This is a genomic window from Marinilabilia sp., from assembly GCF_016278715.1.
In the GTDB taxonomy this organism is placed as follows: domain Bacteria; phylum Bacteroidota; class Bacteroidia; order Bacteroidales; family Marinilabiliaceae; genus Marinilabilia.
Genome location: NZ_JADQBH010000029.1, coordinates 1 through 15,074, shown reverse-complemented (window position 1 = coordinate 15,074; position 15,074 = coordinate 1). Strand labels below are relative to the sequence as shown.

Below are 15,074 nucleotides of genomic sequence, written 5' to 3'. Positions count from 1 at the left end.
ATCCGTCAGCACCCAGACAATTGGCAGAGTAGGAAAGAAAATCATCGCCGCTGTAAACCTTAAATCCTTCGGGGCGCTTGGCCAAAAGTTCGGCAAAAACATTCATATCACCACCAGCTTCTTTTATGGCAATAATATTTTTGTAATTATTGGCCAGTTCAATGGCAGTAGAAGGTTCAATGTTACTTCCGGTACGTCCAGGAACGTTATAAAGAATAATGGGTGCATCCACATTTTTGGCAACCTGGGAGAAATGTTTGTAGATTCCCCTTTTTGAGGGTTTATTGTAATAAGGGGCGACCACCAACAAGGCATCAGCTCCCAGTTCAACAGCTTTACGGCTGTATTTGATACAATCGGAGGTGGAATTACTGCCGGTTCCGGCAATAACAGGCACCCTGCCATTTACCTTTGTTACACATCGCTCAATCATCTGAGCATCTTCTGCATCACTCAAGGTTGGTGTTTCGCCGGTTGTACCACACACCACAATACCATCAGTACCACTGTTGATGTGAAACTCAATCAACTCATCAAAAGCATCCAGGTCAATTTCACCGTTGTCCTTAAATGGTGTTACAATGGCCACTATTGAGCCTTGCAATTGTTCAATCTGCATAGTTTGTTATTTTATATGAAATTCAAACTTCATTCTTCGTTAACAGACAAAGTGGCTGAATCATCAGTAATGTCTAAAACCCAAAGGTAATACATATTCGTTATTTGGGAAAATTTTTGTTCCTGTCAGTTCTGAGAATCAGTTTATCCAAAAAAAGAGGAATCTCATCAAGAAATTCATTCTTTTGCGTAACCCTCACACCTAAAAAAACGTTTATGAAAAATCTGAAATTTAATTTTGCGTTTATAGGATAAACCGTTTACTTTTACTGAAAAAATTTTCAATCATGAAGAAATTAGCGCTTGTTGCCTCTGTGTTGTTGTTAGTAACTTTGAGTTTTTCATCCTGTAAGTCTGTTCAGGACTGTCCCGCTTATGGTCAGGCCGATGTTGAGACGGAAGAAGTCAGAGCATAATCATTTTATTGACTCCAAATGCCGGGAAATTAAACATCCTATGCTTCTGTAAGCAGGGACTTTTGCATTTTCAGGCCAGAAAGGCTGCACAAAAAAAGGGGTAAAAAAATTACACTAAGAAAGGAACAGTTTAAATGTTCCTTTTTTTATTATCTGGTCTACACTTTTCATAAATTACCATACAAAAAAGGGTGCTGAAAAAACCCAGACACCCCTTTCTTCTCTGACACAATTGTTATTACTAATAATCCACCGTTATGGACTCAATAGAGCCATCTGGTAAATGCTTCAAATCAGCAAATCTTGCACTTCGAAGCCATGTTTTCCCTGAGATTGCAGAATCATGGAAAAAAAGATACCATTTTCCTTTAAACTCAACCACCGAATGGTGTGTTGTCCATCCCACCACAGGATTTAAGATAACGCCACCATAAGTGAACGGGCCATAGGGATTATCACCTGTTGCATAACAAATTTTATGCGTATCTCCGGTAGAATAAGTAAAATAATATTTTCCATTGTACTTATGCATCCATGAGGCCTCAAAGAAACGACGATCGTTATCTCCTGCGTTCAGTGGAGCACCATTCTCGTCAAGAATGACAAGGTCTTTGGGCTCTTCGCCAAACTGAAGCATATCATCACTCATCACAGCCACTTTGGCACACAAAGCCGGTTCATCATCCGCTGGTAACTGGCCACATTCAATGGCCTTATTATTTCTAAAACGCTGAAGCTGACCGCCCCAGATTCCACCGAAATACATATAATGCTTACCATCCTCATCTTCAAAAACGCAAGGGTCGATGGAGTAACTTCCCAAAATTGGAAATGGCTGCGGCACAAAAGGACCTTCCGGCTTATCGCTGATTGCTACACCAATTCTGAAAATATCTGTCTTATCCTTCACCGGAAAATAAAGATAATATTTCCCATCTTTAAAGGCTGCATCACTATCCCAAAGCTGGCGTCCTGCCCAGGATATGTCTTTAACATGAAGAGCAACCCCATGGTCCTTTGCCTCTGCGTCAACATCATCCATAGAAAATATATGATAATCTTCCATGGCAAAATGAGAACCTAAATCATCTTCCGGAATACCGGCCTCAAAGTCATGTGAGGGATAGATGTACAGCTTTCCGTTAAATACATGTACTGCCGGATCGGCAATATAAATGTCTTTTGTCAAATGCTCTCTAACCATAATTCAATCGATTTAATTATTTCGTTTCCCAATTTTCAGCCATTTCCAGAATATCTTCCACCCCTTCTTTCATCCGGTAATTCCGATCAAAGAGAAGCGGAAAATCTGTGCGACCTTCAATGGGCCAGTCGTTTCTCCATGAGTTTCCGTCATGAACTCCCCAAAATGTAACTCTTGAAATTTTTTCATGGTGCTTGAGGAACATTTCAAAGAATCCGGTATAACGATCCATCACCTGCTGATAAACTGAATCGGGAAGACCCCCGGAATATGGATTAAATTCTTTGGATAATTCATAATTCAAAGAAACTTCGGCGGTCACCTCATCTGATGGCCAGGGCAAAATAGTCATATCCACCTCTGTAACCATTAAGTCCACTCCAAGAGAAGACAGCTTTTCAATAGATGTTTCCATCTCAGAGATTTTCGGAATATCAAAATTCAGATGGCCCTGCAAACCGATGCCATCCACCTTGACATTTTTTTCCTGAAGATTCTTCACCAAATGGTAGATTCCATCGCACTTAGATCTTCCTGAAACACCAAAGTCGTTGTAATACAACTCAGCTTCGGGATCTGCTTCCTGAGCAAACTGAAATGCCAGCTCAACATACTCGGGCCCTATAATTTGATACCACTTACTCTCTCTCCATGAACCATCATTCTCGATAGCCTCATTCACCACATCCCAACCATCTATTCGTCCCTTGTAGCGACCCACAATAGTTTGAATATGATTCTTCATACGCTCAATAAGCTCCTCGCGTGAAACATCTTCTCCGCTGTCATCCACAAAAATCCAGGGAGCTGCCTGCGAATGCCACACCAAAGTATGACCAACAATATGCATATTGTTTTTCTCTGCAAAATCAACGAACGCATCTGCCTCTTCCCAAATAAAGACCTCTTCCTCGGGATGGATATTTTCCATTTTCATACAATTCTCAGCCACAACGGAATTGAATTGCTTTTTCACTATTTCTATGGCTTTGGGCTCCTGTCCGGCAATTTGCCCCACGTTGATAGCTGCTCCTACCAAAAACTTCCCGGCAAAAGCATCTTTAAAAGTACTAATATCTTGATTCGGTGTATTGTTGCACCCGGACAATAAAAGTCCGAGTGCAAACACCGTTACAATTTGTTTTTTGTACCTATTCATTATTGATATTTATTAAAAAAACTTTTTCTGTTTCCTCTCTTACTCTTCGGTACTACTCTTTTCTTCTGGTCAGGAGATCTCGTTCAATTTGTACTTCCATCGGTTTATTAATCTTGTAGAAAAACAAACTCACCAATCCCACAAGAAATGTTAATGCAGGAAAAACACTCATTGTAAGTTTAATTCCCTGTATGGCAATATCGGGTTGAACATCCAGCTGTTCATTGTACCCATAAAGAGCCAGAAGCCCTGCTAGTATAGTACCACCCAGACTCAGACCCACTTTCAATCCAAAGGCCATGGCAGAAAAAACAATAGCCGTAGCACGTCGGTTATTTTTCCATTCTGAATAGTCAGCCACATCGGCAATCATCGCCCACAGCAACGGAATCGTCAGTCCATAAGAAAATCCGTGAAAAAGCTGAAGAAGGAAAACATAACTTACAGCATCTGCAGGAATAAACAAGAACATAAACTGAGTTATCATTGCCCCTATCAATCCTACCATAAATACATCCCGTTTCCCAAATTTGTCAGCAAGAGCTTTAGAAATGGCAATTCCAGCAATCATTAAAATAATCCCACTGCCATTAAAAAGACTAAATCCCGAAGTTGGTGCATCATTTGGCCAATGAAATCCAACAAATCCCAAACTCTCAAAGAACCGGTCAACATTATTAATAAAACCGTTAAAACCAATATCCGTCAGGAATGTAGCCAATTGAGCTTCATTAAGATAATTCTCAAAATAATAAACATAAACACCACCTTTTAACGCCAGAGTTATAAAAATAAAAGTAGTGAGCACTATCATTACTATCCAGGGCTTATTTTTTGCCAAATCGGAAAGGTCCTGCTTCAAGCTACTTGTTTGACTCTTAGAGGGAATAATTCTTTCCCTGGTACTAATAAAAGTGATCAGAAAGAAAATAACACCAACACCTGCAAAAATTCCGATAACGACTTCAAATCCGGCTGCACGGTCGCCATCTCCCAATATTAAAACCAAAGGCAGCAATAAAGCCTGAACAATAAACTGGGCAATCATCACACCGGTAAAACGATAAGACGAAATACTGTTTCTGTCGGACATATTTCCGGTAATAACACCACTCAATGCACTGTAGGGCAAGTTGTTGGCAGCATACACCATTACAAGAAGAATGTAGGTAATCATTGCATAAGCAACTTTTCCTCCGGCACTAAAATCAGGGGTGGAAAAAGCCAAAATCGCTATCACTCCAAAAGGAATGGAAGTCCACAAAATCCAGGGTCTGAATTTTCCCCAACGGGTTTTTGTGCGGTCGGCAATCATTCCCATAATAGGTGTGAAGAAGGCACCCACCATTCCACCTGCGAATATTATGGCAGATGCTGATGACGGCGGAATTTTATACACATCGGTATAGAAAAATGCCAAGAATGTCATCAAGGTCTGAAAAATAAGATTGGCTGCAAGGTCTCCAAGACTGTAACCAATCTTTTCCTTAAAACTTATTCTCTCTGTCGTACTCATAATTAATATTTAATATTTTAGCTAACGCATATAAAATAAATAACTATCATTCAAATCTTTAAAAAACGTACATTCTATTAAAACATGTTACGAAATGCAAAATCAAAGATATTTACTCTGGAGCAGTTTTCAAATCAGAAAAAGGAACGAAAAACCACTTGTCTGTTATTTTCTGTTCTGCTATAATTAGAAAAAAAATCCACCTTCTCTTTTTTTTCTATTAGACTTGCCTAATAACCAAATACTTCAAATGAGCTTTCGATATCCACTCTGACACCCAAAAAGTAAAAATTTCTACTTTTCAAATAGAAAAATATACTCCATTTAAACAAAAATTTACACCCCCGGAGCTTCCAACCACAGGAGATAATAACTGTTAACTCCAGACTCATAGCTGTTGGTGCTTCTGTCTCAAAACAGACAAATTAAGGTGAGGCGGATGCTTTGCAAGCAAAAGGGCATGGACGAATCAGCTCCAACCCATTGCACCCTTTGATAAAAAAAGAAACAGGTTTAAAACTCAACTTATGCAGAAATGAAGCAGGCTATTCTTTAGTCTCCTTACCATGATAAATTAAAAAAGAGGTTATTTAGAATTTCTTCACCCCTCCTTTTTATGCTCTTTATGCGACATCAAAAAGGCGGTAAACAATAAAAAAGGAGTTGTTCTTCATCAAAACATCATTAATTCATGTCATTTTTAACATTTCTAAGCACTCAAACCAACAAAACATCTTCAAAAAACAATTTTAAACACTTACTTAATTTCCGGTTTCCAAATCAAAACCACTTTCAAAGGATCTAATTAACTTTTATTTAGGAAATTCAGTATGGTATTTCTTGATGTTTTTGCTATGATTTCTTACTTTTGTACCGCGAAATCGAGAACTTATATAAATATAATCTCTAAAAAAGCGATAATATGTCAAAAATTAAAATTGGTATTAACGGCTTTGGCCGTATCGGCCGCCTGGTATTCCGTGCTGCTCAAAATTTCGACAATGTACAAGTTGTAAGCATCAACGACCTTATTGACGTTGAATACATGGCCTACATGCTGAAGTACGACTCTACTCATGGCCGTTTCAACGGTGATGTTGAGGTAAAAGGTGGTAAATTGGTTGTTAACGGAAACGAAATCCGCGTAACTTCTGAGAAAAACCCTGCTGACCTTAAGTGGAGCGATGTTGGTGCTGAATATGTAGTTGAGTCAACAGGTCTTTTCCTGACCAAAGAATCAGCTCAGGGTCACATTAAGGCTGGTGCCAAGAAAGTGATTATGTCTGCTCCTTCCAAGGACGACACGCCTATGTTTGTTTGTGGTGTAAACCTTGACAAATATACAAAAGACATGGATTTCGTTTCAAACGCTTCTTGTACCACCAACTGTCTGGCTCCTATCGCCAAAGTATTGAACGACAAGTTTGGTATCGTTGAAGGTTTGATGACTACTGTTCACGCAACCACTGCTACTCAGAAAACTGTTGACGGTCCCTCTATGAAAGACTGGCGTGGTGGACGTGGTGCCGGACAAAACATTATTCCTTCTTCTACCGGAGCTGCTAAAGCTGTAGGAAAAGTAATTCCTGAATTAAACGGAAAACTGACCGGAATGGCTTTCCGCGTTCCTACTCCTGACGTATCTGTAGTTGACCTGACTTGCCGCCTTGAGAAAGGTGCTTCTTACGAAGCCATTTGCAAAGCAATGAAAGAAGCTTCTGAAGGCGATTTGAAAGGTGTTCTTGGTTATACTGAAGACGCAGTTGTTTCTAACGATTTCGTTGGTGAAACCAAGACTTCCATCTTCGACGCTGACGCTGGTATTTCACTGAACGACAACTTCGTAAAAGTGGTTAGCTGGTACGACAATGAAATGGGTTACTCGACAAAAGTTGTTGAATTGATCCAGCACATGAACTCTGTAGATAACGCCTAATTCAGGTTTTATCATATCATCAAAAAGCCTCCTTTCCGGGAGGCTTTTTTTTTATGCCCCTCTGAGTCTTTATTTTTTATTAAACACCCCCACCCATTCAGGATTTATCTCTTAGAGTCATCCTGACGATTCAACAAAACTCTTCGTACGTTTGTTAAAATAGTGTCAATAAAAGGACATTAAGGATTATGATTGCCAGTGAAAACTAATTTGTTTTCATTAAATTTGTCAATCTGTAACGAAAACAACTAAACATCTTACAAAAATACATTTTACCATGGCATTCGACATTGATATGATTAAAAAGGTCTATGCCGGAATGGACGAGAAAATTAAAGCTGCTCGTTCACTCCTGAACCGACCGCTCACGTTGACTGAAAAAATACTCTATAGCCATTTGGCTGGTGAACTTCCCGCACAGCCATTCGAACGTGGAAAATCCTATGTAAATTTTGCTCCTGACAGGGTAGCTATGCAAGATGCCACAGCTCAAATGGCCCTGCTGCAGTTTATGCAGGCCGGAAAAGATAAAGTTGCCGTTCCTTCAACAGTGCACGCCGATCACCTTATTCAAGCCAAAGTGGGTGCCGGTGATGACCTCAAAACAGCCCAGGTGACCAACAAAGAAGTTTACGATTTCCTGAGTTCAGTTTGCAATAAATACGGCTTGGGATTTTGGAAGCCCGGCGCCGGAATCATCCACCAGGTGGTGCTCGAAAACTATGCATTTCCGGGCGGAATGATGATTGGAACAGACTCACACACCCCAAATGCCGGTGGTCTTGGAATGATCGCTGTAGGCGTAGGTGGCGCAGATGCCGTGGATGTCATGGCCGAAATGCCTTGGGAAGTAAAGTTCCCTAAACTTATCGGCGTTAAGCTCACCGGGAAACTGAACGGATGGACGGCACCGAAAGACATTATCCTAAAAGTAGCTGGATTACTCACCGTAAAGGGAGGTACCGGATACATTTTGGAATACTTTGGCGAAGGTGCCCAATCACTTTCTGCTACCGGCAAAGGAACCATTGGAAACATGGGCGCCGAAATTGGTGCCACCACCTCCACATTTGGATTTGATGAGGCTATGGTTCGGTATTTTCGGGCCACCAAACGTGATGACGTTGCCGATGAAGCCCTCAAAATAAAAGAACACCTGACAGGCGATCCGGAAGCTTATGCCAACCCGGAGAAATACTTTGACCAGGTAATTGAAATTAATCTGAGTAATTTGGAGCCACATCTCAACGGCCCTTTTACTCCCGATTTGGCCACTCCAATCTCGAAGGTTCGCGAAGAAGCAAAGAAAAACGGCTGGCCCACAAAAGTGGAGTTCGGACTGATTGGCTCCTGTACAAACTCTTCGTATGAAGACATCTCAAGGGCAGCATCAATTGCCAGGCAAGCGGTGGATAATGGATTGAAAGTAAAATCTGAATTCACCGTCACTCCAGGTTCAGAACAGGTTCGTTTTACCATCGAAAGAGATGGATTTATCGAAATTTTTGAAAACATGGGTGGAAGAGTATTTGCCAATGCCTGTGGGCCCTGCATCGGAATGTGGGCACGTGAAGGTGCCGATAAACAGGAGAAAAACACCATCGTGCACTCCTTTAACCGCAACTTTGCCAAACGAGCCGACGGAAACCCCAATACACACGCGTTTGTGGCATCTCCCGAACTGGTTACGGCCATTGCAATTTCAGGAGAGCTTGGATTTAACCCGCTTACAGATACCCTGAAAAATGACAAAGGAGAGGAGATTAAACTGAATCCCCCTACAGGTTTTGAACTTCCCCCAAAAGGTTTTGATGTTAAAGATGCCGGCTATCAGGAACCCGCGAAAGACGGTTCAGGCCTGGACGTGGTGGTAAAGCCAGATAGCAAGCGCCTGCAACTGTTAACGCCTTTTGAGCCCTGGGACGGAAAAAATCTGACCGGTGCCAAACTATTAATTAAAGCGGCAGGGAAATGTACCACCGATCATATTTCCATGGCCGGCCCCTGGTTGAGATTCCGCGGCCATCTGGACAACATATCAGACAACATGCTGATTGGTGCAATTAATGCATTCAATCAGGAAAGCAATAAAGTCAAAAGCCAGCTTACCGGAGAATTTGGTAAAGTACCCGACGTACAAAGGGAATATAAAGCCAATAATATCCCTACTGTTGTGGTGGGCGATCACAACTATGGAGAAGGTTCTTCACGAGAGCATGCAGCCATGGAGCCCCGTCACCTTGGTGTAAAAGTAGTGCTGGTGAAAAGTTTTGCCCGCATACACGAAACCAACCTCAAAAAGCAGGGAATGCTGGCACTGACCTTCGAAAATGAAGACGATTACAACAAGATTCAGGAAGACGATACTTTCAACCTTGTTGACCTCGAGCAATTTGCCCCTGACAAACCCGTTACCATTGAAGTGGTTCATGCCGACGGTAGCAAAGACACAATCAAAACTTTACACACATACAACAACCAACAAATCGGATGGTACAAAGCAGGTTCGGCACTTAACCTGATAGCTAAGAAAAATGCCTGATTGAAATCTTTAGACAATTTCTGAAACCAATGAAGAACTCCGCTCGAATTAAATTTCGCTGCGGAGTTTTTTGTGTTCACTGATATAAGTGGCGAAAATAGTATCACAATAAGGGCCAAAATTTTTCAGGGACATCAAATTTTCATAGACAAAAACTATACAAGATAATATTTTACTATTTGATTGATATTGAGGCAATGTCTATTTTTGTCCTAACAAAATCAAAAAAGATAGAAATATGAAAAATGTAAACGAATTACTAGGACTTAAAAACACTAAAGAAGTAAACGAAAAACTGAATGAACTGCTGGCCGGTTTTCAGATATATTACCAAAATCTGAGAGGTTTTCACTGGAATGTGAAAGGAAAGATGTTTTTCACACTACACAATAAATTTGAGGAACTTTACGACGACTCAGCCCAGAAAATTGATGAAATTGCTGAGCGAATCCTCACTTTGGGCGGAAAACCGCTTCACACCTTTGAAGACTACCTCAAAACTTCAAAAATTGCGGTGGTAAAAGATGAAAGTGATGGCATGAAACTGGTTGAAGCTACACTGGACAACCTTAGCACCCTAATCAAACTTGAAAGAGAATTGCTTGAAGTGGCTGAAAAAGTCAACGATGAAGGTACCAACGCCCTTGTCAGCGACTTAATCTCCGAACAGGAGAAGACCGTTTGGATGCTCAACTCATTGCTTGATTAATCTTGTTATCAAGAAATAAACCTCACCCCTGTCGGATTTTTCCGGCAGGGGTATTTTTTTGTCGGAAGGCAAAAAAAAATTATTATCATTGTTGTCCACTACAAAACAATATTTGCTTTATGAGCCAATACCCACTTATTCTAAAAGAGTCAGGTGAGTCTGAACCTTTTTCCCCCTCCAAACTTGAAGCATCTCTTCAACGTGCCGGTGCTGAGTCGTCAACTATTAAAGATATCACCCGGGAAATTGAAACCTGGCTTTCGGATGGAACCACCACAAAAAAAATATACGGTAAAGCCTTTACCCTTCTGAGGAAAAAACGCCGAAGCATGGCTGCACGGTATAGCCTAAAAAAGGCCATCATGGACCTGGGACCATCCGGATTTCCTTTTGAGCACTTTGTAGGACATATTTTTCGATACAAAGGTTATGATGTTAAGGTAGGCCAAACTGTAAATGGCAAATGTGTTACCCATGAAGTGGACGTTATTGCTTCGGACAATGGGAACCAGCACCTGGTGGAGTGTAAATACCACAACAGTCAGGGTAAATTCTCTAGTGTACAAGTCCCCTTGTACATCCGATCACGCGTAAACGACATCATCGAAACACGTCAGGCGCTTCCGGAATATAAGGACCTTCGTTTTCATGGCTGGGTGGTCACCAATACCCGTTTTACAACAGACGCCACCAACTATGGAATCTGCAGCGGATTAAACCTCATGAGTTGGGATTATCCTGAAAATGACAGCCTGAAAGCCCTGATTGAAAAGTTTCATGCTTACCCCGTTACTGCCCTCACACAACTTACCAAAGCAGAAAAACAACACTTCCTTAAAAAAGGGATCGTACTTTGCAGTGAACTTAAAAAGCGACTTGAAGAATTTGAAGCTCTTCAAATTCCTGCTGCAAAACAAAAAAAAATACTAACAGAGGCAGAAGATCTATGCAACGAAGTTTAAACTAATTCTCTTAATGACAGTAAGATTGAATGGTCTCTTAACTATATTGAGATTTGATCCTCAACTAAACAAAACTGACCAAAAACCAACAACTAATCCAATGCGAAAATATCTTCCAATCTGAAGAATGTATGAACCATCAGTACTGTCCGGAACCTCCCCGAAGGATTTTCAGTCTTTTCTGATTGAAAAGTTATACTTGGATAAAAAAATCAACCATTTCTAAGGATTCAAACCCCGTTTTTGAAGAAAAAACAACCTTCAAACAATAACCTACCATAATAGCATGATTTAGTTGCAGACAATTTAAAAAAATCACTATCGGTGGTTTCACAAATACAAAAAAGACAAAATACACATACATACTTTTTTAGTATGTTTAATTTTTATCACATTCCAAGCATCTGATAATCAAATATGTAACTCGTGGCCCCAAATAATAATAGAAAATAACATCCGGAATTCTTTTATTTTTCCAAACAAGTCACTTATATTTGACGAAACAACACGAAAAACAGCACTCAAAATGAATCATTTATACACTGCAAATACAATGACTAAAATGACATATACCATGATGTGTATGTGTAGCTGTCATGTTTTGCAGAAAGGTTTGATTCAATAGAAAAATCAAAAATACTTAATCAATGTATTAAGCCCTTCTGCAAGATTCAGAAGGGCTTTTTTTTTATGACATAACAAACCGAACCAGCAAAAGAAATGAAAAAGAAAAATTATCTGCCAATAGCCATAAATATCGAAGGAGAAAAAATCCTCGTTATAGGAGGAGGACAATCAGCCTGGAAAAAAATACAGATTCTGAAACGCTTTGATGCATACATCGAGGTCGTAGCACTGCATGTATGCGAAGAAATAAAGCAAAACAACATTCCCTATACAGTAAAAGCCTATGAAAAATCAGACCTGCAGGGATTCCTGATGTTTTATTCCTGTACCAACAACCCGGTTCTGGACAAAAGAATTGCAGCTGACGGCAAAGAATCCGGAGTGCTGGTAAACATCCACGATCAACCTGAACTTTGCCAGTTTGTATCGCCGGCAATTTACCAGAAAGACCTCGTCCGAATTGCGGTTAGTTCAAACGCCAAAGATGTTTATGCATCAATTGAAACCCGCAATATAATTAGAGATTTTTTTGAGAACACTTCCAACAACTAACCTGATCTAATCAAAAAGTAAGCTATCACAATAATTGTTGAATAATTCAGAATTAAAATATTTTCTAATGAGCAAGATATTACCACCCCTTAACCAACCTCAACTAAAATCACTTGAGGAGTTAACAGCAAAGCTGACAAATGACCAGATTATCTGGCTAAACGGTTATTTTCAGGGTCTCTACGCAGGCCAACACCCCGGAAATAAATCCATTACCGAAGGAAACATCAACGGAGAGCCATCCAAAACACCACTTACCATTTTGTACGGTACCCACACCGGAAGAAGCGAAAAGATCGCCCGGGAACTTCACGAGGAAGTCAAAATCAAAAATTTCGATTCCACGCTGAATGCAATGGATCAATACAATGTCCGAAATCTGAAAAAAGAAAAGAACCTCCTGATTATCGTTAGTACTCACGGAGAAGGAGAACCTCCGCTAATGGCCGAGGATTTCCATAGCTATATAACCGGTAAGCGGGCACCCAAACTTGAGGGTCTCAACTATTCGGTTCTGGCTTTAGGCGATAAATCCTACAAATTCTATTGCAAAGCGGGCGAAGATATTAATCAGGCTTTAAACAGAGCAGGTGCAAAAGCAATCACAGAACTGATAAAATGCGATGTGGATTATCAGAACGATGCCGACCACTGGAAACAGGAGGTGCTCAAACACCTGAAAAGCAATCAATCGTCCGTAGACCCCACCATATACCACACTGACAACCAGACAGAAACATCTATATCCTACTCCAGAAAGAACCCTTTTGAAGCAACCATCCTGGACAAGATTCGCATCACAGGCAGGGATTCAGACAAAGAAGTATATCATATCGAGATCTCCCTTGAAGAATCAGGTATCTCATATAAACCGGGAGATTCACTAGGGGTGATAACGCAAAATCCAGAGTCACTGGTTGCTCAGATTCTTTCAGCTCTTAATGATGAAGGATCAGAACTTTTGGACACCCATTCAGGAAAAATTTCCTTTCGCCAAGCTTTGTTGCACCATTATGAAATCACAATTCTTACCAGGGAAATAATAGAGAAATACGCAGCGAAATCTAAAAATAAAGAATTGACCAACATCGTCGGGGATGAAAAAAAACTAGACACTTACCTGTATGGACATGATGTACTGGATCTGCTGCATGAGTTTCCCTGCAAAATAAATGCAATTGAATTCCTAGACATTTTAAGACCGCTCCCCCCCCGTCTCTACAGCATATCGTCGAGTCAGGAAGTTGTTGGTGAAGAAGTTCACATAACCGTATCAAAAGTTCATTATCAGAACAAAGGAAGAGAACGCCTGGGTGCTTGCTCGGGCTATCTTGCCGAACAGCTCGAAAAAAATAACAAAATACTAATCTACATAGAACAAAACCCCAATTTCAGATTGCCGGATAATGACAGCCCCATTATAATGGTTGGTGCCGGAACGGGAATTGCTCCCTACCGAGCGTTCATGCAACAACGGGCAGCTACTAATCAAAAAAACAAAACCTGGCTCTTTTTTGGCGACCGCAACTTTTCATCAGACTTTCTCTACCAGACTGAATGGCAAAAATACCTTAAAGACGGGCAGCTTAGCAAAATTGACCTGGCATTCTCACGAGATCAGAAAGAAAAAATCTATGTCCAGCATCAAATTGAGAAACAACAAAAAAAAATCTTTAAATGGCTGGAAAACAATGCTGTCTTTTACCTCTGTGGCGACATGAAAACGATGGCGAAAGATGTGGAATCGACGCTTCTTTCCATTATTGAAAAACAAGGGGGAATCACTCAGAAAAAAGCAATGGAATACCTCAAAAAATTAAAGAAAGAACGACGCTTTCTGGCCGATGTCTATTAACAAATCAATATCGTCAGAAGAAACTTTTCTTGAAAAAATATTGCTTCGCGTTGCTCGCTATGACACCAAAGATTAGCAATAGATTTTTCTTAGAAGTTAGAAACTGGATGAATCACATGAAATAAAACAAATAAATTCAATTCAAACAAAAGTTTAGAATCAACTCTCAACTGTATAATCAACAAAAAACTAAAACTATGAGCAATACAATTGACTGGACCACCTTATCCGAACTGGAAAAGTTAAAATATGACAGCAACTATTTAAGAGGGACACTTTCGGAAAGTCTGGCAGACCCTGTAACAGGTGCTATCGCCCCGAACGACACTCAGATATCAAAATTTCACGGAATTTACCAACAGCATGATCGCGACATAGCTAAAGAACGTAGAAGGCAAAAACTTGAACCGGCATTCTCATTTCTGATTCGGGTGCGACTTCCGGGCGGTGTTGCCTCCCCGTCTCAATGGCTCCAAATGGACAAACTAGCCGACACCCATGCTAACGGAACGCTCAAACTAACCACCAGACAGGCATTTCAGCTCCATGGCGTGATAAAGAAAAATCTGCGTCCTACCATCCAGGGAATCAATGAAGCCCTTATGGATACCATTGCAGCATGTGGTGATGTAAACCGCAACGTAATGTCGCATGCCAACCCTGCGGAATCAGAACTTCACGCGCAGGTGTGGAAGCTGGCAGGCGATTTATCCAGCCACCTTACTCCCCAAACCCGGGCCTATCACGAAATCTGGCTCGACAAAAATCTTGTAACTTCTACCAAAGAAGAAACCGAACCCATTTACGGAAAAACATATCTTCCCCGTAAATTTAAAATTGGAATTGCCATTCCTCCCTTCAATGACATTGATGTATTTTCACAAGACTTGGGGTTTATTGCCATTGAGAAGAATGGTAAGATTGCAGGCTATAACATTACCGCAGGTGGCGGAATGGGCTCCACCTTCGGAATTCCGG

At 40.7% G+C, this 15,074-nt stretch carries 11 protein-coding genes and 1 pseudogene; 8 read left to right on the top strand and 4 right to left on the bottom strand.

All coding sequences use genetic code 11. The features are described from left to right. Positions 1-619, bottom strand: a 619-nt coding sequence (gene dapA, locus QZZ43_RS02055) for a 4-hydroxy-tetrahydrodipicolinate synthase (protein WP_291855740.1), incomplete at its 3' end; no start/stop codon positions are given. Positions 620-905: 286 nt separating this feature from the next. Here dapA and QZZ43_RS02050 point away from each other — a divergent pair. Next, complete coding sequence (locus QZZ43_RS02050) at positions 906-1,034, top strand: hypothetical protein (RefSeq protein WP_291855737.1); 129 nt, start codon at positions 906-908, stop codon at positions 1,032-1,034. A 241-nt stretch (positions 1,035-1,275) separates the two neighbouring features. On the opposite strand, the gene QZZ43_RS02045 is transcribed toward QZZ43_RS02050, so the two are convergent. From QZZ43_RS02045 to QZZ43_RS02035, 3 genes are read right to left on the bottom strand one after another with little or no spacing between them, the layout of a single operon-like run. Next, positions 1,276-2,238 carry a glycoside hydrolase family 43 protein gene (locus QZZ43_RS02045; protein WP_291855734.1) on the bottom strand — a complete coding sequence of 321 codons (963 nt, stop codon included), beginning with the start codon at positions 2,236-2,238 and terminating at the stop codon, positions 1,276-1,278. 16 nt (positions 2,239-2,254) lie between these two features. Continuing rightward, on the bottom strand, positions 2,255-3,397 hold the full coding sequence (locus QZZ43_RS02040) for an endo-1,4-beta-xylanase (RefSeq protein ID WP_291855731.1): 1,143 nt from the start codon (positions 3,395-3,397) through the stop codon (positions 2,255-2,257). 52 nt (positions 3,398-3,449) lie between these two features. Next, complete coding sequence (locus tag QZZ43_RS02035; protein WP_291855728.1) at positions 3,450-4,913, bottom strand: MFS transporter; 1,464 nt, start codon at positions 4,911-4,913, stop codon at positions 3,450-3,452. A gap of 922 nt (positions 4,914-5,835) precedes the next feature. Between QZZ43_RS02035 and gap the strand changes: the two genes are divergently transcribed. The 7 genes and pseudogenes from gap to QZZ43_RS02000 form a co-directional block, all read left to right on the top strand. Further along, complete coding sequence (gap, locus tag QZZ43_RS02030) at positions 5,836-6,849, top strand: type I glyceraldehyde-3-phosphate dehydrogenase (protein WP_291855725.1); 1,014 nt, start codon at positions 5,836-5,838, stop codon at positions 6,847-6,849. Positions 6,850-7,126: 277 nt separating this feature from the next. Beyond that, positions 7,127-9,391, top strand: coding sequence for an aconitate hydratase (locus tag QZZ43_RS02025; protein WP_291855722.1), 2,265 nt, complete (start codon positions 7,127-7,129; stop codon positions 9,389-9,391). Positions 9,392-9,629: 238 nt separating this feature from the next. After that, a complete protein-coding gene (locus tag QZZ43_RS02020; protein ID WP_291855718.1) occupies positions 9,630-10,100 on the top strand; it encodes a DNA starvation/stationary phase protection protein in 471 nt (156 codons plus the stop codon). Between the two features lie 119 nt (positions 10,101-10,219). Beyond that, on the top strand, positions 10,220-11,062 hold the full coding sequence (locus QZZ43_RS02015) for a restriction endonuclease (RefSeq protein WP_291855716.1): 843 nt from the start codon (positions 10,220-10,222) through the stop codon (positions 11,060-11,062). 720 nt (positions 11,063-11,782) lie between these two features. Then, the gene (locus QZZ43_RS02010; protein WP_291855713.1) at positions 11,783-12,241 is read left to right on the top strand and encodes an NAD(P)-dependent oxidoreductase; all 459 of its coding nucleotides are present in this window, start codon (positions 11,783-11,785) and stop codon (positions 12,239-12,241) included. A 67-nt stretch (positions 12,242-12,308) separates the two neighbouring features. Further along, positions 12,309-14,096 (top strand): assimilatory sulfite reductase (NADPH) flavoprotein subunit, encoded by a 1,788-nt coding sequence (locus QZZ43_RS02005; RefSeq protein WP_291855710.1) that lies wholly within the window; start codon positions 12,309-12,311, stop codon positions 14,094-14,096. Positions 14,097-14,293: 197 nt separating this feature from the next. Continuing rightward, positions 14,294-15,074: pseudogene (locus QZZ43_RS02000) on the top strand (sulfite reductase); the annotation flags it as partial.

Bases quoted from the DNA above. Each gene is read 5' to 3' on its own strand.
- QZZ43_RS02015 (WP_291855716.1), top strand. From the start codon at position 10,220: ATGAGCCAATACCCACTTATTCTAAAAGAGTCAGGTGAGTCTGAACCT.
- QZZ43_RS02035 (WP_291855728.1), bottom strand. From the start codon at position 4,913: ATGAGTACGACAGAGAGAATAAGTTTTAAGGAAAAGATTGGTTACAGT.
- QZZ43_RS02025 (WP_291855722.1), top strand. From the start codon at position 7,127: ATGGCATTCGACATTGATATGATTAAAAAGGTCTATGCCGGAATGGAC.
- QZZ43_RS02010 (WP_291855713.1), top strand. From the start codon at position 11,783: ATGAAAAAGAAAAATTATCTGCCAATAGCCATAAATATCGAAGGAGAA.
- QZZ43_RS02005 (WP_291855710.1), top strand. From the start codon at position 12,309: ATGAGCAAGATATTACCACCCCTTAACCAACCTCAACTAAAATCACTT.
- QZZ43_RS02040 (WP_291855731.1), bottom strand. From the start codon at position 3,397: ATGAATAGGTACAAAAAACAAATTGTAACGGTGTTTGCACTCGGACTT.
- QZZ43_RS02020 (WP_291855718.1), top strand. From the start codon at position 9,630: ATGAAAAATGTAAACGAATTACTAGGACTTAAAAACACTAAAGAAGTA.
- QZZ43_RS02045 (WP_291855734.1), bottom strand. From the start codon at position 2,238: ATGGTTAGAGAGCATTTGACAAAAGACATTTATATTGCCGATCCGGCA.
- gap (WP_291855725.1), top strand. From the start codon at position 5,836: ATGTCAAAAATTAAAATTGGTATTAACGGCTTTGGCCGTATCGGCCGC.
- QZZ43_RS02050 (WP_291855737.1), top strand. From the start codon at position 906: ATGAAGAAATTAGCGCTTGTTGCCTCTGTGTTGTTGTTAGTAACTTTG.